Annotated in this window: 16 protein-coding genes and 2 pseudogenes; 11 read left to right on the forward strand and 7 right to left on the reverse strand. The window is 47.1% G+C overall.

Features of this window, described 5'->3' with window-relative positions:
• Positions 1-228 precede the first annotated feature (228 nt).
• From BWI93_RS02820 to BWI93_RS02830, 3 genes and pseudogenes are all read left to right on the forward strand, one after another.
• Positions 229-1,709 (forward strand): annotated as a pseudogene (locus tag BWI93_RS02820) (glycine--tRNA ligase).
• 70 nt (positions 1,710-1,779) lie between these two features.
• Complete coding sequence (locus BWI93_RS02825) at positions 1,780-2,226, forward strand: GNAT family N-acetyltransferase (protein WP_094808655.1); 447 nt, start codon at positions 1,780-1,782, stop codon at positions 2,224-2,226.
• 294 nt (positions 2,227-2,520) lie between these two features.
• Positions 2,521-3,045 carry a C40 family peptidase gene (locus tag BWI93_RS02830; protein ID WP_094808656.1) on the forward strand — a complete coding sequence of 175 codons (525 nt, stop codon included), beginning with the start codon at positions 2,521-2,523 and terminating at the stop codon, positions 3,043-3,045.
• Positions 3,046-3,114: 69 nt separating this feature from the next.
• On the opposite strand, the gene pheS is transcribed toward BWI93_RS02830, so the two are convergent.
• Positions 3,115-4,167 carry a phenylalanine--tRNA ligase subunit alpha gene (pheS, locus tag BWI93_RS02835; RefSeq protein ID WP_094808657.1) on the reverse strand — a complete coding sequence of 351 codons (1,053 nt, stop codon included), beginning with the start codon at positions 4,165-4,167 and terminating at the stop codon, positions 3,115-3,117.
• Positions 4,168-4,436: 269 nt separating this feature from the next.
• Here pheS and BWI93_RS02840 point away from each other — a divergent pair, with 269 nt between their 5' ends.
• Positions 4,437-4,727, forward strand: a complete 291-nt coding sequence (locus tag BWI93_RS02840) for a LytTR family DNA-binding domain-containing protein (RefSeq protein ID WP_176454108.1) — start codon at positions 4,437-4,439, stop codon at positions 4,725-4,727.
• Between the two features lie 77 nt (positions 4,728-4,804).
• On the opposite strand, the gene BWI93_RS02845 is transcribed toward BWI93_RS02840, so the two are convergent.
• A complete protein-coding gene (locus tag BWI93_RS02845) occupies positions 4,805-5,497 on the reverse strand; it encodes a porin family protein (RefSeq protein WP_094808659.1) in 693 nt (230 codons plus the stop codon).
• 161 nt (positions 5,498-5,658) lie between these two features.
• Here BWI93_RS02845 and radA point away from each other — a divergent pair, with 161 nt between their 5' ends.
• The 5 genes from radA (at position 5,659) to BWI93_RS02870 (ending at position 10,971) form a co-directional block, all read left to right on the forward strand.
• On the forward strand, positions 5,659-7,035 hold the full coding sequence (radA, locus tag BWI93_RS02850; protein ID WP_094808660.1) for a DNA repair protein RadA: 1,377 nt from the start codon (positions 5,659-5,661) through the stop codon (positions 7,033-7,035).
• Positions 7,036-7,137: 102 nt separating this feature from the next.
• Positions 7,138-7,683, forward strand: a complete 546-nt coding sequence (locus BWI93_RS02855) for a hypothetical protein (protein ID WP_094808661.1) — start codon at positions 7,138-7,140, stop codon at positions 7,681-7,683.
• A gap of 159 nt (positions 7,684-7,842) precedes the next feature.
• Positions 7,843-8,571, forward strand: a complete 729-nt coding sequence (locus tag BWI93_RS02860) for an outer membrane lipoprotein-sorting protein (RefSeq protein WP_094808662.1) — start codon at positions 7,843-7,845, stop codon at positions 8,569-8,571.
• Positions 8,572-8,727: 156 nt separating this feature from the next.
• Positions 8,728-10,164 carry a DUF5723 family protein gene (locus BWI93_RS02865; protein WP_094808663.1) on the forward strand — a complete coding sequence of 479 codons (1,437 nt, stop codon included), beginning with the start codon at positions 8,728-8,730 and terminating at the stop codon, positions 10,162-10,164.
• 36 nt (positions 10,165-10,200) lie between these two features.
• Positions 10,201-10,971: a patatin-like phospholipase family protein gene (locus BWI93_RS02870; RefSeq protein WP_094808664.1), complete on the forward strand. Its 771-nt coding sequence runs from the start codon at positions 10,201-10,203 to the stop codon at positions 10,969-10,971.
• 61 nt (positions 10,972-11,032) lie between these two features.
• Here BWI93_RS02870 and BWI93_RS29355 read toward each other — a convergent pair whose 3' ends face one another.
• The 3 genes from BWI93_RS29355 to BWI93_RS02880 are packed head-to-tail and all read right to left on the reverse strand — an operon-like array spanning position 11,033 to position 15,473.
• On the reverse strand, positions 11,033-11,740 hold the full coding sequence (locus tag BWI93_RS29355) for a RagB/SusD family nutrient uptake outer membrane protein (RefSeq protein WP_369679085.1): 708 nt from the start codon (positions 11,738-11,740) through the stop codon (positions 11,033-11,035).
• Entirely contained in the window at positions 11,737-12,396 is a 660-nt protein-coding gene (locus BWI93_RS29360) for a RagB/SusD family nutrient uptake outer membrane protein (protein WP_369679086.1), read from the reverse strand. The genes BWI93_RS29355 and BWI93_RS29360 overlap by 4 nt, the downstream gene beginning before the upstream one ends.
• Before the next feature lie 32 nt (positions 12,397-12,428).
• Positions 12,429-15,473 carry a TonB-dependent receptor gene (locus tag BWI93_RS02880; protein WP_094808665.1) on the reverse strand — a complete coding sequence of 1,015 codons (3,045 nt, stop codon included), beginning with the start codon at positions 15,471-15,473 and terminating at the stop codon, positions 12,429-12,431.
• A 477-nt stretch (positions 15,474-15,950) separates the two neighbouring features.
• On the opposite strand from BWI93_RS02880, the gene abc-f reads away from it, so the two are divergent.
• Complete coding sequence (gene abc-f / locus BWI93_RS02885) at positions 15,951-17,888, forward strand: ribosomal protection-like ABC-F family protein (protein ID WP_094808666.1); 1,938 nt, start codon at positions 15,951-15,953, stop codon at positions 17,886-17,888.
• A gap of 112 nt (positions 17,889-18,000) precedes the next feature.
• Positions 18,001-19,290, forward strand: a complete 1,290-nt coding sequence (locus BWI93_RS02890; RefSeq protein ID WP_176454109.1) for a DUF5103 domain-containing protein — start codon at positions 18,001-18,003, stop codon at positions 19,288-19,290.
• A 76-nt stretch (positions 19,291-19,366) separates the two neighbouring features.
• On the opposite strand, the pseudogene ychF reads toward BWI93_RS02890, so the two are convergent.
• Positions 19,367-20,469, reverse strand: a pseudogene (ychF, locus tag BWI93_RS02895) (redox-regulated ATPase YchF).
• A 187-nt stretch (positions 20,470-20,656) separates the two neighbouring features.
• Positions 20,657-20,977, reverse strand: a complete 321-nt coding sequence (locus BWI93_RS02900; protein ID WP_094808668.1) for a DUF3276 family protein — start codon at positions 20,975-20,977, stop codon at positions 20,657-20,659.
• Positions 20,978-21,420: the final 443 nt, after the last annotated feature.

The following is a 21,420-nucleotide window of genomic DNA, read 5'->3' on the forward strand; positions in this document are numbered from 1 at the left end:
TCGTTCCCATAAACGCTGGTTTTCTGGAGAAGTCCTAATCAGGAGCATCGGAGAAATAGCAAGTCCTGGCTACCTAAAATAACGATGCTACCAAAGATCCATAGGCTATGAATTAAGGAACGATCCTACAGAGAATGCCCGGGATTGCCGCAGGTTTTTAGGTTGATTCCTCTATCTTTGCCCCCCGAATTCCGTTTTCTCAAACTTCGATTTTTCGAAAAACCTTTTATGGCCGAACAACAGGAACCCGCTGGCTCGCTCAAGGACATCATCGCCCATGCCAAGGAGTACGGCTTTGTTTTCCCCTCCTCTGAAATTTACGATGGCTTACAGGCCGTATACGATTACGGTCAGTATGGCGTCGAACTGAAAAATAACCTCAAATCAGTCTGGTGGAAAGCCATGACGATGCTGCATGATAACGTCGTAGGAATTGATGCCTCGATTTTCATGCATCCGCTTACCTGGAAAGCTTCCGGTCACGTGGATTCGTTCAACGATCCGATGATCGACAATAAAGACTCCAAAAACGGTACCGGGCCGATCAATTGCTCGAAGCAAAAGCCGAAGAATACGCCAATAATGGTCATCCCGAACGCGGTGGAACCTTGCTAAACCGCATGGGTCGTCTGCTGGACGCCAATGATCTGGAAGGCGTACGCGAACTGATTATTTCAGAAGGAATCGTTTGCCCGGTTTCTGGTACCGATAACTGGACGGAAGTACGCCAGTTCAACCTGATGTTCTCGACCCAGGTGGGAGCCGTATCCGACGATGCCAGTTTGATTTACCTGCGTCCGGAAACGGCTCAGGGGATCTTCGTAAACTTCCTGAACGTACAGAAAACGGGTCGGATGAAAGTTCCCTTCGGTATTGCCCAGATTGGGAAAGCCTTCCGGAACGAGATCGTAGCCCGGCAGTTTACCTTCCGGATGCGGGAGTTTGAGCAGATGGAAATGCAATTCTTCTGCCGCCCCGGTACCGAAATGGAATGGTACGACAAGTGGAAAGAGACTCGGATGAAATTCCACCAGGCCCTGGGTATTCCAGCCAGTAAGCTTCGTTTCAAACCCCACGATAAGCTGGCTCACTACGCCAATGCCGCCGTGGATATTGAGTTTAAGTTTCCTTTCGGCTTCCGGGAAATGGAAGGTATTCACTCCCGTACAGATTTCGATCTCAAAAGCCATCAGGAGCTTTCGAAGAAAAAACAGCAGTACTTTGACAACGACCTCAACGAAGACGGCAAGCCGTACGGAAATTATATTCCATACGTAGTGGAAACGTCAGTAGGAGCCGATCGTCTGTTCCTGGCCGTATTGTGCAATGCGTATACGGAAGAAACTAGCGAAGACGGAAAGACCCGTACCTATCTGAAACTGCATCCCGCCGTGGCTCCGATCAAGGCTGCAGTATTACCTCTGGTGAAAAAAGACGGCCTGCCCGAGAAAGCCCGCGAGATTCAAAACCAGTTGAAATACGATTTCAACGTATTTTACGAAGAACGCGATAGTATCGGAAAACGTTATACCCGTCAAGATCTGATTGGTACACCGTTCTGTATTGCGGTGGATTATCAAACGCTGGAAGACAACACCGTAACCATTCGTCACCGCGACTCAACCGAGCAGGAGCGTATTGCCATCGCTGATCTGAAAGCAAAAATCGGTCACGCTGTATCCCTAGAGCGGATTTTCGAAAATTTATAATGCATAATGAATTACGATAAAGCCCGTACCCTTCCCGCGAAGAGTACGGGCTTTATCGTACGTAAGAACTATGATTGAAGTACAAATTGAATCCGTACAGTCAGCAGATGCTCAGTTTTTATTGGCTGAAGCGGTACAAGAGCTGCAACGTCGTTACCCCGATTTCCCGGCCAATGAATATCATTCTGCCGAAGCTCCGGGTTCAGCCTTTGTCATTGCCCGCATCGAAGGAGCAGCGATAGGGTGTGGAGCCCTACGACCTTATGCTCCGGGGGTAGTTGAAATCAAACGAATGTTTGTACTAGAAAGCTACCGTCGGCAGGGAGTGTCCCGGCGACTGTTGGAAACGTTGGAGGAAGAGGCCCGTCGCCTGGGTTACCGTCGCGTTATACTGGAAACAGGTGTTCGTCAACCCGAAGCGATTGAGCTGTATCGACGTACGGGCTACGAGCAAATTCCCAACTATGGCTACGATGGTGAAGACAGCCTTAGTGTATGCTTTGGTAAGGATTTATAAATCTGTGGCACAGCTTTTTACGAAAACCATTTTTGTTCAATTATCCTGCACTTTGAGGAATAATGAGAAAAAAATAGGAAAAAAAATAAAAAAATATTGAAATTTTTCCTCTCAATATCCGCTTTAGACAGCTTTTGGTAAGCATCTGAGGGTCAGTGGGGGTAGCTCCATCTAAAAAAGATACTCGCTCTTACGTAACCCTTAGTCAGGCCTTTCGGAACTCCGAAAGGCCTTTTTCGTGCCAGCCATTCTGCCTACCTTTAAGAACCTCATTGTGACAACAAACCGAATTTTATGCTAAGAAAAGTTCTTCTAGCAGGTTTTTTTACCTGCTTCCTGAATGTATCTTTTGCCCAACGAGCGGCGGTTGAACAGGAAACAAAAAGTACCCGACTGGAACGTTATACCAATGACGTCCTGAATTTTGCCGAACAGCATCTGCACATTCGGTATCGCTCGGGTGGCACGACCAAAGGCGGATTCGATTGCAGCGGATTTGTTCGGTTTTGCTTCAAAAACTTTGGCATGCTACTGCCTCACTCCAGTGCTTCCATGGGATCGCTGGGCCACGCAGTAGATACCAAAGATTGCCAGCCCGGCGACTTAATCTTCTTCAAAGGCGGAAATTCACAAAGCCATCGAATCGGACACGTAGGTATCGTTTCCGAGGTGAAAGATGGAAAGATTCGCTTCATTCATTCGGCCTATAATGGAGGCGTTCGCTTCGATTGGCTTGATCAGGAAAAATACTACCAGAATCGTTTTACAGGCATTCGACGCGTGATTGGCGTACTGGATTATCTTCCTTCTGAATCGTAACCAGGGTGTACAGCCATAAAAAAGGCGATCGTTTCGAAAACGATCGCCTTTTGCTTAGGTAGATTTGCCTTAGGCCTGTTCAAACTGACGCAGGAAACGAACATCGTTTTCGGAGTACAGTCGCAAATCCCGAACGCGATATTTCAGGTTCGCGATCCGTTCGATACCCATACCAAAGGCAAAACCCGTGTATTTCTTGGAATCAATACCACAGTTTTCCAGAACGTTCGGATCAACCATACCTGAACCAAGAATTTCTACCCAGCCCGTTCCTTTACACTGATTCTGCGTTCCGCCGCAAATCCGGCAACCACCGGGACGGTGCATTTCGCAGGAAATATCCATTTCCGCACTAGGCTCGGTGAAAGGAAAGTACGAAGGACGGAACCGAACCTGCACTTCTGAACCAAACAGCTCCTGGGCAAACTGATACAAGGTATCCTTCAAATCCTTGAAGCTCACATTCTCATCAATGTACAAGCCTTCGATCTGATGAAAAAAACAGTGAGCACGGGCCGAAATGGCTTCGTTACGATACACGCGTCCGGGCATAATACTGCGTAAGGGCGGCTCCTGTGTTTCCATCAGCCGAACCTGAATATTGGATGTATGCGTGTGCAACAGAATATCCTTGCCAGGGCCATTTTTCTCGATGAAAAACGTATCCTGCATTTCACGGGCCGGGTGGTTTTCGGGAAAGTTCAGTGCCGTGAAGTTATACCAGTCTTCTTCGATCTCTGGTCCATCGGCTACATTAAAACCTAAACGTTCGAAAATCTCGACAATACGTTGACGAATCAGGGTAAGGGGGTGCAAACTGCCTGTCTCGTTGGGAACGGTCGGCAGGGTTAAGTCTACGTCGGGCATAACCTGCTGGCTTTGAGAGTTTTCCAGACGTTCCTGAGCCGACTGGAAAGTTTCCTGAGCTAAATCTTTCAGGCCATTGAGTTCCTGACCCATCGCCCGACGCTCTTCAGCAGGAACGGTTTTCAGTAATTCAAACAAACCCGCTACGGCTCCTTTACGACCCACGTAGGCTATCCGGAAATCTTCCAGTTGTTCCTTAGTATCAATGGTATACGCCGTGATTTGCCGGCGAATTTCGTTGACTTGCTCTATCATGCTACAAAAATAGCTTTTTGCCGGCTTGAATAGATAGAGAATTTTTGTTTTTCAATAGGTATGTACAAATACTTATTTTTAAAAATAAATTCAAGTTAATTAGTGATTTATACTTAATTTTTTACAATTTTGTGTTGGACATCAGTTACTTTCTCGTACCTAATGCTAATACTATGTATCCAACCCCTTCTCTAGAATTTACTTCAAAAAACTGGGCTCTACCCGAGGGTACGTTACCCGTTTTTGACCGCCATGTTCAACATCTGCCAATGAAGGATATTATCCTGATTCAGGGGGATGGTAATTACACCCTATTTCACTGCAGTAACGGAAGACGAATCATGGTCTCGAAAACACTACGGGATTATGAGAAACTCATGACAGAGAACAGTTCGTTTTTCCGGGTGCATAAATCCTACTTAATCAATCTGACCTACGTGCAGCGGTATGATGTGAAAGGAGAAGATTGCGTATGGATGAAGAATGGACAAATTATATCCATCGCCCGGCGTCGGAAGCACCAGTTTGCGGCCTTCATGCGGCAGTACCTTGGTCTTTAACAAGGCAATGGTGTAGTGCAGAAACAGAAATAGCCGCTAGTCTTAGCGGCTATTTCTGTTTCTGTATATGAGTTGCACTAAAATACTTTCATTCCCAGAGTCACCTGCCAGTTCTTCGATTTCTGTTTGAAAGGATCGCTACCGTTAGGCGTACTGATGTTCACAAACCGAACATTGGAAAGACTGTCTTCGTAACGAACATCCAGTGAGAAATTACCAATATCCAGACCCCCGCCGAGCTGGTAACCCCAGGCGGCCTGATTAAACGTATCGCTCACGCTACCTTGCGTGTACTTCGTGATCGCTTCTTTAATACTTTCATTGGAGCCGATGAGAAAAGAGGCCACTGGACCCGCATTCACGCGAAGCGGACCAAACTTTAGTCCCAATAAGACGGGTACGTCAATGTTTTCGGTTTTTACTTTTACCTGTGTAGGACTGCCTACCGCTTGTCCATTTGCGTCAATGGGTTGCACTAAATACGAACCTCCTTTACCCGTATACAGTACCTCGGGCTGTATATAGAGCGTTCGTCCAAAACGCATGTAGATACCTCCTACAAAACCAGTACGCGTATCGAGGCTTTGCTTGAGGTTCTCCCGGAGTGTAGAGCCGCTATAGCTACCATTGGCTACAAAGTTGCCCGTTTTAAGCTGGGCTAGATTCGTTCCCGCTTTAATTCCCAGCTGAAACCAGGGTTTGTCGCGTTGGGCAAAGGTTGAAGCAGCCGACAGACATAGGAAGCTGCATAGTAACAAGTACTTTTTCATGGATATAATGGTAATACGTTGAAGAACTATCGTAAAACGTTGTACCACCGGTGTTTTGTTATAGAAAAGGTCCGAAACCTTTTCTGTATCCTTGTCTTTGAACGTTTTTTAGTGTAAATTACTAATCGGCAGAAATCTAAAAACTGCCCGTTTACATCTCAATGGCGAAAGTAAAAACCTCTTATTTCTGTCAGAATTGTGGGTACCAGTCGCCCAAATGGCTGGGAAGATGTTCTTCCTGCGGGGAATGGAATACGATGGTCGAGGAAATCATCCAGAAGGCGGAACCCGAAAAAGGTCGCTGGCGACCTGCTTCAGCGGGGCCAAATCTTGCTGCCCGCCCTAAAGCCATTACCGAAATTGATTACAGCGAACAGCCCCGGGTATTAACCCCTGATGCTGAGCTAAACCGCGTACTGGGGGGAGGCATTGTGCCCGGCTCCCTGGTGCTGATTGGGGGCGAACCGGGGATTGGAAAGTCCACGCTGATGCTGCAAATTGCTCTGAATCTCCCGGGAATTCGGGTACTCTACGTTTCGGGTGAGGAATCGGATCAACAGATTAAAATGCGGGCTGAACGATTGGGAACGAATTCCGCCAACTGCTTCATTCTCACGGAAACGTCCACGCAGAATATATTCAAGCAGATCGAAAATTTCGAGCCCGATTTACTGGTCATCGATTCCATTCAAACCCTGCAATCCAATCTGGTCGAATCGGGGGCGGGGAGTGTATCCCAGGTACGCGAGTGTACCGCGGAGCTGATGAAATTCGCGAAAGAGTCGGGAACGCCCGTATTCATGATCGGTCACATCACCAAAGACGGGAATCTGGCCGGACCTAAGGTTCTGGAACACATGGTGGACACAGTACTGCAATTTGAAGGCGACCGCCATCTGGCCTACCGGATTTTACGAACGACCAAGAATCGCTTTGGCAGTACCTCCGAGTTGGGCATTTACGAAATGCAGGGGAGTGGGTTACGGCAGGTAAGCAACCCGTCAGAAATTTTGATTTCCCAGCGGGAAGACGCCCTGAGTGGTATCACGATCGGTACCATGCTGGAAGGAAATCGGCCCTTGCTGATTGAAATTCAGTCATTGGTATCCATTGCCACCTACGGAACGCCCCAACGTAGTAGTACGGGCTTCGACGCGAAACGGCTGAATATGTTGTTGGCCGTTCTGGAGAAACGCGGTGGTTTTCGACTGGGGGCTCAGGATGTTTTCCTGAATATTGCCGGAGGTCTGAAAGTGGAGGATCCGGCTATTGATTTGGCCGTCTGTGCTTCGCTGGTTTCTTCGTACGAGGATATTGCGATTCCGGCGTCAGTCTGCTTCGCGGCGGAGGTAGGATTGGGCGGCGAAGTACGGGCCGTAAATCGAATTGAAAACCGGATTGCGGAGGCTGAAAAACTGGGCTTTAAGGAAATCTGGGTTTCGCGATACAATGCTAAAGGCCTCAATCTGGACCAGTACAAAATTCGGGTACGGACCGCCTCTAAGCTCGACGAGGTTTTCATTTCTTTGTTGCGGTAAGTTGAGAAAAACCTTGCCCGCTTCATGACTTGCACATTTTTTGACGGTAATAAGAGATTGGTAGTCAGTAAATTAATACGTCAACCAAACCTTAATACCGTCATGAAATGTCTTCTTTATATCTGGTTTTTGAGCGGAACGATGAATCCGAACATCCAGCAAATGCTTACTGATTCAGGAGCTCAAGTATTGAACGCCCGCGTGGTAGAGGAAGTTGTACGCGTAGATCCTGCAATTACCACAACCCGTACCGAGCGACGGGCTCGCCTGCTCTACAAAAACGATCCCACGCTGGCACCAGCCTTCGCTTCAAAAGCCACCCGGATGGAACGAATTCCGGATTCGCTACGCATACTGAAACCTAATCCCAAAGCTCAGGCTGAACCTACGGATGCGTTTATGCGGGAAAAGCAGGATTGGATGGATCGGATTAGTCTCCAGTTAACGGAGCTTGATCAGGAAATTCAGATGGTGCAGAATAATACGCCGCGTTCCGGACGATTGAAGCAGTTAAAAAACCTACATCTGAAAACGCAGACGAGCCACGAAATAATGGATAAAGCCAATACGGCCGAACAATTGCAAAAAGCCATTCGGAATGTTAAGCCGATTTTAGCCCAAACCCAACGATATTTATCCGCAGGCTAACAGAAAAAAGCGTATGCGTTCGTTGTAGGTAGATTATTTTGAAAAGGAAATTTATCCATTCAAATGATCCTCCCTCCACTAATAGAAAAAAAAGTCAGTATTTAGGGAAGTACGCTATTTTTGACTTAGCATTACGCACGATTTTAACCAACATTAACCATGACTAAATTACGTATCTGGGCTGCTGCGGCGGCTTTGGTGTTCACATTAAATGCACAGGCTCAATCCGTTGATGAAATTGTAGATAAACATATCGCTGCCCGTGGGGGTGCCGATAAACTCAAAGGCATCAAAACCCTGGTGATTGAAAACTCGATGAGTATGCAAGGGATGGACATCCCGATGAAGCAGATGATCGCAACGGGCCGTGGCATGCGTATGGAAATCTCAGTGATGGGTAATGAAATGATTACGGCGGTAGACGGCGACAAAGGCTGGACGATCCGCCCCGCGATGATGGGTGGTACGGGTGAACCAGAAGACCTGCCCGCCGAGCAAATCAAAAGCTCAACCAGCCAGCTTGATCCTGGAGGACCTCTTTTCAACTACAAGGAAAAAGGTACGAAGGTGGAACTGGTAGGTAAGGAAAAAATGGATAAAAAAGACGCCTATCACCTGAAAATCACGACGAAAGATGGTACGGCTGTTGATTATTTTCTGGATGCGAATACGTACCTGCTGGCAAAGCAAATTGCACAGTTGAGCATGCAGGGTCAGGAAGTAAAGCAGGAAATGAATTTCTCCGATTACAAAGAAGTGTCAGGCGTTAAGTTTCCGCATACGATGGAAACGGCATCTCCCATGGGCGGTGATATGACGATCATTACCAATAAGATCACGGTTAATGGTCCGATCGACGAAAAAATGTTCGCTAAACCGATAAAGTAGGCAATAACATTTTCGTAAAAACTTCCGCAGGACTCCCTGCGGAAGTTTTTTTTTGCCCCACAGGTTGTATTACTAAAAACAGTTTTGCATGAAACGGCGTATATGCTAAGGAATCAATCCTACGTTAAAAGGATTCAAACCTTCACACTACATTTTATGATCAAAAACCTTCTGTCGATCCTGGCCCTGGGAATTTCACTGGGTGTTCAGGCCCAGAACTTCAACGGAATCGCTCACAGTAGTGCCGCCGGTACAAACAAGGTGTACACAAATCCAGCGTTAATTGCGGGTTCGCCTTACAAATTACACGTAAATCTTTTCTCGGGAGGGGCTAATATCTCCAATAACTACGCGGATTGGGTCGGACCTTATAAATTAAACCGACTGGTATTCGGAGGCATTCCCCAGGCGTATCGGAATTCAGACGGAAGCCCCGCCCTAGAACCGGAGTACTTTCGGGAAAACCTCGATGGTAAACCCAAAGATGGTACCGGCTGGGCCGAAGTACGGGGGCCGGGTATACTGATTGGATTAGGCCGTAAGCATAGTATCGCTTTTACGAGCCGAGCCCGGGCCTCGGTTCAGGCTTTTGGAGTATCTGAAAACTTTCTTTCGCTGGTTCGACAAGGTTTGGATTTTGCCACGCTCTGGAATATCACCAACGTCGATAACAAGTTTTCGCTAAATGGAAATATTTATGGAGAACTTGCTTTTACCTACGCCGGCACCCTTATCGAAGAGGGGCCTCATCAACTGAAGGCAGGTGTAACCGTGAAAAAACTGGTTGGGTTCTATTCGGCTCACATCCGCAATCGGGAATTGACGTACCGTGTCATAGAGGATCCTGAACGGCCTGGCAAAGGGCTTTTTGTGATGGATCGTATGGACGCCGACTTTGGGTATACCACCCAGGAGCCCATTAAAGATGGGGTAGGGTTACGGAAATTTTTAGGTAGTAAGATGCCCGGTTCCGGCTGGGGGTTTGACGTAGGCTTCGTTTACGAGTTTAATCCGGATTACGACGAGGAGCCCTACCGCCTTCGCTTGTCTGCCGCTGTGATGGATGTCGGAACAATTCGCTACGAAGATCGTTCGCAGATCAAAGGATATACCATTTCACGCACGAACCGAACCATTCAGGAGGAAGATTTTGCGAATATCAAAGGGAGCGATGAACTGGTACGTCTCATCGAAAGTAAAATGGAATTGCAACCGAATGAGGCTAAAACTAGTTTTACTTCGGGATTGCCCATGTCGCTCAATACCAACGCTGATTTACGACTGAGCTCGTCCCTGTACGTTACCGTTTCGTACATAAAGGATTTACGAAGTGTGAATGTAATATCGGCCCGTCAGCCTACGGTTTTTTCAGTGGTGCCACGTATTGAAACGGAGTCGGGACTGGAAGTAGCTGTACCGCTCACCTGGATTTTCCAGACCTTTTCGCCCGGCTTGTCCGTTCGATTGGGACCGGTTTTTGCGGGTACGGATAACCTGATTGGTTTAGTAAGTAATAGTCGGCGAATAGCTCCGAAAGGCATGGATGTCTACGCTGGTATAAGTATACCTTTGTTTAAACGAAACGAACGTTAACCGATACCCACGAGTGCATTAACCAACGAATGAACCATGAAAATTGGAATCGTATTTTCCGGAGGAGCCGTACGCGGATTTGCTCATTTAGGAATTTTGAAAGCTCTTCAGGAAATGGGCATTTCGCCGGATTATATCTCGGGGGTTAGTGCAGGTGCTATTGTGGGAGCCTTTGCAGCCAGCAAACTGGAAGCTGAAGCCGCCTACGATCTAATTGAACGTAGTAATTACAAAAGTTACCTGAAACTGGCCTTTAGCCGGATGGGTTTTCTGAAGCTCGATCGGGTAGAGGACCTGATGCAACGGCATTTGCCGCATACGTTTGAAGAACTGGCTCTTCCACTTAGCGTCAACGCCACGGATCTGACCACGGGCAATGAGGTCTTTTTCAATTCTGGTCCTTTGCTTAAACCCATTCTGGCCTCCTGCTGTCTGCCGGGTATTTTCGAACCCTTGTGGATTAATCAGCAGCAGCTGATTGATGGGGGCGTGCTCAATCAGATGCCTTACGAGCCGCTCGAAGCTCACTGCGACATACTGATTGGCTGCCACTGTAACCCGATTGGTGATCTGGAAAGTCCGATTACGTCCATGAAAGCCGTGGCGATGCGAAGTTTGTATCTGGCTATGGCGAAAGCCAGCCATTTCAAGTCCAAGCGTTTTGATGTATTCATCGAGCCGCCGCTCTTACAGAACTTCAACGTTTTTGATACCAAGAAATCCAGGGATGTCTTCCGCGTAGGCTACGAATACACGCATCAGATGGCCCCGGAACTGGAAAAACTGAGGGAACAATTGAGTTTTTAAAAAAAGAAGCCCCGAAGCAATGCTGCTTCGGGGCTTCTTTTTTAGTAGAGAACCTTAACCATTAATTATACCCAGGGTTCTGTACCAGCTGGCTGTTAACGTCCGTTTCGCGTTGTGGGATTGGGTATACCAAATTATTGGCATTGAAAGAAATAGCCCCCACTGAACGACGCGTACGCTTCAAATCGTGTAAAAGATGACCTTCAAACATCAATTCCAATTTACGCTCTTTTAAGATGGCATTAAGCGTAAGACTGGTTGACGTAAGGGATGGTAAATTTACCCGATTGCGGATCAGGTTAATATCCGCTAAAGGCGTTGCTCCAACGCTGGTATTGAGTCGAAAATTAGCTTCAGCCCGTGTCAGGTACATTTCGGCTAACCGAATGATGGGAACGTTTGAGTAGATGGTATTGAATTTCTCCGTAAAGAAGTCATCGTCCTCATAAAACAAATTCGCACGTTCATCTCCCTGTTCGTATTCATTGAGATGATTAGCCGTGATATGGATTTCCCCTCTGGAATCAATCGAATAGAAAGTCCGGAGTGAATTATCTCCATCCTGCGACGTCACCTGCGTGGAAAAAATGTTCTCGGGAGAGTTCATATTTACCAGGTTAAACGATGACGCATAATTCTGGTTCAGAGCATACCTGTTACTCTGAATGACGCGATTGGCCGCGTCGCGTGCGGACGCATAATTCTGCTGCATCAGGTACACGCGAGACAGGATACCAGCGGCGGCCCATTTCGTTGCCTGACCAGTCATTTTACCTGAAGTCTGGTAGAAGCTGCATCTGGTAACAACGATTCAGCCGCGATCAAATCTTCAAGAACCTTCGCATACACTTGTGCTACACTATTCCGGCTTACGTATGACCCGTTGTTGATCTCCGTAGTAGGGGTGAGCACCAGGGGTACACCCGGATTGACCGTGTTATCTCCATCGCCCCAGGTTTTAGCAAACAGACGAACCAGCTCAAAATATACACTAGCCCGGATAAACAAAGCTTCTCCCTGAATGCGGTTCTTTTTCGTGGCATCAACCTTATCAATGTTCGCTAAAACATTGTTACAAATGTTGATGGCACTATAAGAATTAGTCCAGATGTTAGACGCGTACAGGTTATTCGTGAGAATTCGCTTGTCATAAAACTGACCGGGGTCTACAAAACTACCGAGCCATTGTAGCTCATTCGTAGCGGCCAGCAGATCAGACGACATTTGGATTTGTCCTCCCCAGACGTAATAATTTCCCAGGGCATCATACGCACCGATTAATGCAGCTTCGACGTCTTTTGAGGTTGTAAGAGCAACATCCTGATCAATCGACTGGGTAGGAGCAATATCTAATTTATCTCCGCACGACGACACCGTTAAAGTAATCGCCGCGAGAAGTATATAGGTGAAACGTGTTTTTTTCATTGAATTGAATGTTAAATATTCCTTCCACAGCATTAGAATCCAATTTGTAAACCAACCGTAAGCGTCTTGGCTTGTGGTGCTGAATAGAAATCCTGTCCTGCTGCAATGTTTCCTGAAACAGCATCGGTACTAACTTCAGGATCCCAGCCCGTGTATTTGGTAAAGGTCAGTAGGTTTTGGGCCAGGAAGTACACGCGGAGTCGATCTACCTTTAAACGGTTCAGTACAGGTTTAGGAATCGTATAACCGAAAGAGATATTACGTAAACGAACGTAAGAGGCATCCGACAAATAGCGACTGGAGACCGCGGTACCATTCGATCCACCCAACCGGGGTTCCGGCGTTGAGGCATTGGGGTTTTCGGGAGTCCAGTAATCCAGTTCAGAAGCCAGGTGATTGTCGAAATAGTCACCAGAAGCTCTTTCAAACTTACCACCGGCCATATACACTTTATTACCAAACTGCCCATTAAACAGGATGCTCAGGTCGAAACCAGCGTAGGAGAAAGTGTTGGTGATCCCTCCAAACCATGTGGGTAGGGGGCTTCCCATGAACACCCGCTGAGCCTCGTCAGGATCATTGGTTGTCGTACGGTCGCCTTCCGTATCATTTCGGTAGTACAGGGCATCTCCATTCGTTTTGTCTACACCCGCGTATTCAATCATGTAGAAAGCACCCAGGGGCTGACCAGGATACGCTCGGTTAACCTGATCAAAACCACCTGTGATGGGGACAGGCTCGCCCGAAGGAGTCTTATCAATTTCGACTACCCGGTTTTTGTTATTTGAAACGTTTAGGCTGGTGCTCCATTTAAAGGCTCCGATCAGGTTTTGGCTATTCAAAGTAAATTCGAAGCCTTTGTTCTGCATCTTTCCGATGTTTCTCAGCTGAGTCGTAAATCCTGCCGTTCCGGGAACGTTCACGGAAAGTAACAAGTCATTCGTATTTTTAACGTAGTAATCAATCTCTCCATTGATCCGGTTATTCAGGATTCCGTAATCAAGGCCAATATCCGTTTGGGTAGTCGTTTCCCATTTCAAATCTTGGTTCCGCAACTGACTCGGCGACTGACCAGCTACGCCCGCGTAACCCGAAGAAGACCAGAGGCCTAAGGCAGGGAAGTTGGTGATTTCAGCATTACCGGTTAAACCATAGCTAGCTCTCAGTTTCAGGAAGCTTAACACTTTTGCTTCTTGCAAAAACTTCTCCTCACTAAGAATCCATCCGCCAGAAACAGCAGGGAAGAAACCGTATTTGGAATCGTTACCAAATCGGCTTGATCCATCTACCCGACCGCTTAAGCCTACTAAGTATTTGTCAGCAAATTTATAGTTGGCACGCAGAAAATAGGAAAGGAACGCAAACCGGGTACGCGTGGAGGAACCTCCGGTGATGTCCGCAGCTGAAGCGATTTGGCGGTATGCATCCGAGGGGAACTGCTGTCCTTCCACAAAGTTCTCGTCAATCCGGGTTTCCTGATACGACATACCAAGCGTAGCCGTGATGGAATGAACGTCGCCAATTGCTTTGTTGAAGCTAAAGTAGTTATTGGTGTTATAGTTCATTACCTGCGAGTAACGACTTTCACCCAAACCATTGGCGGCACCCGATACGTTACGAACCGTTTGCGTACCGTAATAGGTGTTTTCGTTCTGATTCAACAGATCAACCCCTAATTCAGAGCGGAAACTAAGCCATTTGGTGAAATCTACCTGACCATATACATTGCTGATATTACGGAAAACTAACGTCTTATAATCGGAATATTTAGCAGAAACGAAGGGGTTATAGTAAATAGGGAAGTTAGCCGAAACTCCGGGAGGTGTACCCGAAGTCAATCCAGTTCGGGGATCAATCAAGGGAGTAATGGGCGGAATCGCTACGGCCTGCATGGGTGTCGAGAAGGCGTTATCGTTAGAAACGCGGTTCTGCAGGGTACGGGCCAAGCTCATATTCATTCCGATCGAAAGCCAGTTGTTGGCCTTATGATCCAGATTAACCCGACCGGTATAACGTTCCAGGGAGTTTTTAATAAGAATCCCTTTCTGATCCAGGTATTGACCCGAGATGTAGAATTTCGTCTTTTCATTACCCCCGGAAATGTTCAAATCCGTTTGACTGAAGGGAGCATCCTGAAAAGCAGCTTTTTGCCAATCGTACGTAGCTGCACCAGGAGTCGTCCCAGCGACTGAACGATTGATAATGTTAGTGAGCGAGGTAGTCGAGTTTGTGTTCGCCGCAGCTACTCTAAAATAAGACAACCATTCTTGGGCGGTCATGTAATCACGAAGGTTGGTCGGCTTACTGGAGCCGTATTGGAAACCTACGTTAACGTTCGTCTTACCTGCTTTTCCGCGTTTGGTCGTAATCAGTACCACGCCATTCGCGGCACGAGCTCCGTAAATGGCTCCAGCCGAAGCATCCTTGAGAATTTCCAGGGACTCAATATCCTGCGGGTTCAAATCGGCAATGGGGTTGGTAGGAGCCGTATTATTCGAAAGGTTTTGCGTGTTAATGGGCACCCCATCAACTACGTACAAAGGCTGGCTCGAGGCAGAAATCGATGAAGTACCCCGAACACGTACCGAAATACCCTGTCCTAACTTACCATTACCCTGGGTGATTTGTACACCGGCTGCATTTCCCTGCAGGGCCGCTTCAAAAGAGGGGTTCGGGATATTTTCAAGTTTTTTAGAATCAACCTTGGCAATATTTCCCGTCACGTCTCGCTTGATCTGCGAGCCGAAACCCGTTACTACGACTTCGGTAAGTTCGCGGCTATTGGAGCCCAGCTGTACATCAATCTGGGTCTGGTTACCCACGGCAATTTCCTGGGTAATCATGCCGATAAAACTGAAAACCAAAGTAGAATTATCCGGGACGGAAAGCCGGTACGTACCCGTGGCGTCGGTGTTAACGCCGCGGCTGGTTCCTTTGGCCTGAACGCTTACGCCAACTAAAGGGGTTCCGTCTTCTGAGGAGGTGACTTTTCCCGTCACGACTCTGTCCTGGGCAATTGTACTATAGCCGCTCAACAGTGCTCCGACCAGGAAACATAGATGTAACAGTCTTCTCATTATGGTTAAGAATTAGAATTGAAAATTCTTACAAAAGTATAAACAAATTCAAAAAAAGCCTGAGCTTGTATACAGATATAAATTTTAGAATAATGAAGGATAACTTCCTTACAGTACTACTAAAATCTTCTATTTATAATTAAAAATTAAATATTTTATTTGGATAATGCAATGATTTTCAAAAATGATAATTATTGTAATAGTTATATTTTGGAGGGTGGATACGGGAGGTAGATAAATATACTTAAGCAGCAAACTTTTCTTGTACGATTCTAAGATGTAAGTTTCGCAAATCCTAACGCCTCTCCTGAAAAATTAATTCAGTGACTAACTTACCTCTCTGAATGAAAAATTACGCTTCTGCCCGGGACGAAATCCAGAAGGAAGCCTAATGAAAATGCTGACTTCTGGCGGAAGGTTCGTACTTTTGAACCGGACTCGTGGCGGAGCAGAATTTTCGCTATCTTTCTTATTTCTATGCTTTCCATCAATAACTTAAGTTTCTACTTCGGCAGTCGGGCATTATACGACGAGGCCTCTCTTCATATTAAACCCAAAGATCGCATCGGACTGATCGGGGCCAATGGTACGGGTAAATCCACGCTCTTGCGGCTCGTCGTAGGTGAGTATACGCCCGACGGGGGGACCATTTCCAAATCCGGCGATTGTTCCATTGGCTTTCTCAACCAGGATTTGTTAAGCTACGAATCGAGTGAGTCGATTCTGAACGTAGCTATGCAGGCCTTCGAGCGGGAAATGGTGCTCCAGAAAAAGATCGACGAAGTGCTCCACGAAATGGAGACGAATTATCGGGATGAGCTCGTCGATAAGCTGGCTAAGTATCAGGAAGAGTTCGAAGCTCTGGATGGGTATACGATTCAGGCCAAAGCTGAAGAAATTCTCGAAGGTCTGGGCTTCAAAACCGAAGAGTTACAGGTACCGCTCCAACGCTTTTCCGGGGGCTGGCGGATGCGGGTAATGCTGGCAAAACTGCTTTTGCAAAAGCCCAGCTTACTGCTGTTAGATGAGCCCACCAACCACTTGGACTTACCCAGTATCGAATGGGTGGAAAATTACGTGCGTAACTACGAGGGAGCGGTCATGATTGTCTCGCACGACCGCTATTTCCTCGACAATTGTGTCAATATTATTGTAGAGGTATCGGGAGGGAAGCTCAACTATTACCCCGGTAACTATTCATTCTATATCGAAGAAAAAACACTGCGAAACGAAATCCAGCGGGGAGCGTACGAAAACCAGCAGGCCAAAATCCGCCAGACCGAACGCTTCATCGAACGCTTTAAAGCCAAAGCCAGCAAGGCTCGTCAGGTACAAAGCCGCGTGAAATCGCTGGAAAAACTGGATTTCGTGGATGAGGTCATTGACGATACCGCTCGGGTAAACTTCAAATTTACGCTGGCTACGCAGCCCGGGAAAAATATTTTCCAGCTCGAAGATGTTTCGAAGGCGTACGGCGAAAAACGTATTCTTACTCATACGGACGCGTACCTGGGGCGGGGTGATAAAGTCGCTCTGATCGGGGCCAACGGTAAAGGAAAATCGACGCTGCTGCGGATCATCGCCGGTACGGAATCCATTGAAGGAAAACGGCAGATCGGTCATAACGTGGCTTTCGCTTTCTACGCTCAGCACCAGCTGGAAGCGTTGAACATCGAGAATACGCTCATCGACGAATTACGGGAAATGGGTACGGACAAAACGGAAGCTCAGTTACGGGGTATTCTGGGTTGTTTTCTGTTTTCCAGCGACGACGTATTCAAGAAAATTAAAGTATTGTCAGGGGGTGAAAAATCGCGGGTAGCCTTAGCGAAAATGCTACTTTCGGAAGCTAACTTCCTGCTTCTGGATGAGCCGACCAACCACTTGGACATGATCTCAGTGAATATTCTGATCCAAGCCCTGCAACAGTACGAAGGAACCTACGTGATTGTCTCGCACGACCGGTATTTCGTGTCGGAAGTAGCCAATAAAATCTGGTACATCGAAGACGAGCAGATCAAGGAATACCCTGGTACCTACGATGAGTATGTACTCTGGCAGCAGGAACGCGAGGCCATCCGCAAAGAGTCGGGTGCCGCCCGTACCGAAAAGCCAGTCGAAGTAAAGGTGGCGAAACCGCAACCGACGGTATCGGATACGGAGCGGAAACAGTCTCAGCAAAAACTCAAAAAGTTACAGCAGCAAGTGGAAGAGCTGGAAAGTCAGGTTAGTAAGCTTGAAAAGCAGAAAGCGGATACCGAAGCTCAGTTGGCTGATCCGGATATTTATCAAAATACGGTTAAGTTCAATGAGGTTCAGAAAGCATACGACCGGGTGAAACAGCAGCTATCGCAAGCTAACGACGCCTGGGAATCGGCGATGATGGAAGTAGAATCCCTGGAAAAGCTGGCATAATCCTGCATATTCATAAGAAATGCTGAGGATTCGGGTTTTAGCGGAGATACTTTGATCCACTAAAATGCGAGTCCTCAGCGTTTTTTATATCCTTATGAAGCGAAAATCCTTTATGAAAGTGCTAACCTCATTTGTACTGGCAATCGGCCTTATTTTTCTGGTAAACCAATTGATTGCCCAGGCCCTGGAAAATAGTCGGCGGGAAGGACCGCTCCGTTACGAAGATTTTATCTACGATGCCTCCGTCAAAACGCCCTTGCTCTTTGCTACGGGTGCTGTAGTTAGCAACGACGTGCTGCAACCACCCGTGCTGGACCTGAATCAGGGAGGGACCATGCGTCTGGAATTTGACTGGCTGGGCAAGGATCAACCACAGTTTCGGGCCAAGATTTTGCATTGCAATGCCAACTGGCAGCCTTCGGCCCTGAACGACGTCGAGTTTTTACCCGATTTCAATGAATTTCCCATCTACGACGTCAGAGTAGCCCAGGGTACCAAAGTAGGTTACGCTCATTTCTGGCTGGATTTGCCCCGGGTGAAAGTGAGTGGGAATTACGTATTGGTAGTATACAAAGGTCGGCGGGAAAGTGATGTTGTATTCACGCGGCGATTCATGGCGTTCGATCAGAAGGTAAGCGTTGGGGGACGCGTCAGTTTTTCGCAGGATATTCCGCGTCGCAATACGCATCAGCAGGTTGATTTTGCCCTGAAGTACGGAAATTATCCCATTCTGAATCCTAAGCAGGACGTGTATATTGTGATTCGTCAGAACTACCGCTGGGATCGTACCGTGGTGGGATTGAAGCCGTATATGGTTCAGGAGTTTGACCGCACACTGGAGTACCGTTTCTTCAATAATGAAAACCTGTTTCCGGGAAGTAATGAGTTTCGGGTGTTTGACATTCGGAGCCGGCAGGTGAAGGGCATCAACGTAGCCCGACTGGATTTCAATCCCAATTTCAATGCGGCGTTTCTCTTTCCGGACGATGGACAGGCCGGAAAGTCGTATTTGCAGCAAAATGATCTCGACGGACTATTTGCCGTTTCCACGCGTGATGACTTTGGCGATCCGGATTATTTCCCCGTCACGTTTACCCTGCGTTCAGCCGAGCGGGAAGATGGGAAGATACCGTACGTGGTGGGAGGATTTAATTTTTTCGAACTTTCGAAAGACAATCAGATGCACTACGAACCTTCGGCACAGGCATATCAGGCTACGATTTTGTTGAAACAAGGCGTTTACAACTACATGTACGCCGTGCCTGATGGAAATAAAGCGAATGAAGTACCCATTGAAGGGACGCATTCCATGACGCAGAACACGTACGAAATCTTCGTTTACCACCGCTCACCCGGCAGTCGGGCCGATCAGCTGATTGGCTATCAGGTGATTCATAATTAAAAGAAAACTTGTTACTTATAAAAAGAGGGAGCTTCACGAAGCTCCCTCTTTTAGTAAATACTGAATCGGTGAAAAGCTACACGTTGAAACGGAAGTGCATAATGTCACCATCCTGTACTACATATTCTTTTCCTTCGACCGCCATTTTACCAGCATCTTTGATAGCCGCTTCTGACTTATAATGATCGTAATCGGCCAGTTTGATTACTTCCGCCCGAATGAAACCGCGTTCAAAGTCCGAGTGAATGACTCCGGCTGCCTGCGGAGCTTTCCAGCCCCGCTGGATCGTCCAGGCCCGTACTTCCTTCACACCCGCCGTAAAGTAGGTGATGAGGTTTAGTAGCCCGTAAGATGCCTGAATAAGCTGGCTCAGACCAGACTCTTTTAATCCATATTCTTCCAGAAACATCTGACGTTCGTCCAGATCTTCGATTTCGGCAATCTGAGCTTCGATAGCCGCACAGATGACGATTACCTGGGCGTTCTCTTCGGCCACGGCCGTTTTCAGTTGCTCAACCCACTCGTTCGTACCCTGACTCAGGCTGGCTTCATCCACGTTAGCTACGTAGATGACGGGCTTGATCGTCAGCAGGTGCAGATCGGCTACGGCTGATTTCTCTTCTTCCGATACCTCAACCGTACGGGCTGATTTACCCTGCTCCAGCGTTTTCTTAAAGCGGTAAAGAATTTCAACTTCGGCTTTAGCCTTCGCGTCACCGCTGGCACGGGCAGCTTTCTCGATGCGTTGCAGTTTTCGGTCTACAGCTTCGAGATCTTTCAACTGCAATTCGTAATCGATGATTTCTTTGTCCGATACCGGATTAACGCGTCCTTCGACGTGGACAATATTGTCATCATCGAAGCAGCGAATGACGTGAATGATGGCGTCTACTTCGCGGATGTTAGCAGGAATTTATTACCCAAACCGGCTCCCTGACTGGCTCCTTTTACCAACCCGGCAATATCCACGAATTCAATGATTGTAGGAATTACTTTCTGCGGGTTAACCAGTTGTTCGAGCGTACGGAGGCGTTCGTCGGGTACTTCCACTACGCCTACGTTGGGTTCGATGGTACAGAACGGATAGTTGGCCGCTTCGGCCTTGGCACTCGATATCGCACTAAATAACGTAGACTTTCCGACGTTCGGCAAGCCCACGATTCCACATTGCAAACCCATGGGTAAGGAAATATATTGATTTTAAACTCAGTGATGATGCACACGTAGGAAGGCTAAACCTTCTCTTCCGCAAAGGTACGACTATATAAACGAAAAAAGCCTTCGCCAAAGCAAAGGCTTTCTTAAGTTCTTCACAATCAGATAAAACTGTTAGGGGTATCAGTTAATCATAGCAAACAGATTGTGGTTAATCCCATTTCAGGTCGCTGCGGTACTCGTCGTCTTCTTCACGAGCAGCAAACTGCGTGAAATCGAATTCCGGCATCAACTCCGTCTTGACGTGATCTACGGCGTTTTTGAGAGCGTCTACAAACTTGTCAAAATCTTCCTTGTACAGGAACATCTTGTGTTTTTCGTACGCAAATCCATCTCCCTGGGGGTAACGACGACTTTCAGTAATGGTGATGTAGTAATCGTTGGCACGGGTGGATTTCACGTCGAAGAAGTAAGTCCGCTTCCCAGCCTTTACACGTTTCGAGTAGAGTTCTTCTCGTTCTTTTTCAGCCACAATTTTGGAAGTTTATGGTTTGAGTCGCTGGTAAAAATAGAAAGAAAGCGTTTGGTCGCAAAAAAATCGTAGAAAATAAGGTAGGTATTTATACAAACCGTATAATCTATGGTTAGAGTCTGGCAGCAGGAAAGGGCAGCTTTTTTAGTCAGAAGGTTAAAAAGAATGATCAAAAACCTTTTGAACAGGTTTCAGTTTATTCTTCTACCCAGTATTAAATCGGCAGAAGATTTAGTACTTTTTTGTACCGCCCAATATAATAAAAAATAAGTGGATGTCAATTTTCAACCTGTGGAATTTATATAACTTTATGAACAATCTTTTGCCTAAAACGTGGAAAATAGTACCAGTCTCAGAAATTTGTCGTACGTTTGTAGCTGAACTCTACTCAGTTCAAGGCAATTCGCCCGAAGTGCTCCCGCCGCTGCTGAAGCATAACGTTA

Origin of the sequence: Siphonobacter sp. BAB-5385, from assembly GCF_002261125.1 — a bacterium.
Classification (GTDB): Bacteria; Bacteroidota; Bacteroidia; order Cytophagales; family Spirosomataceae; genus Siphonobacter.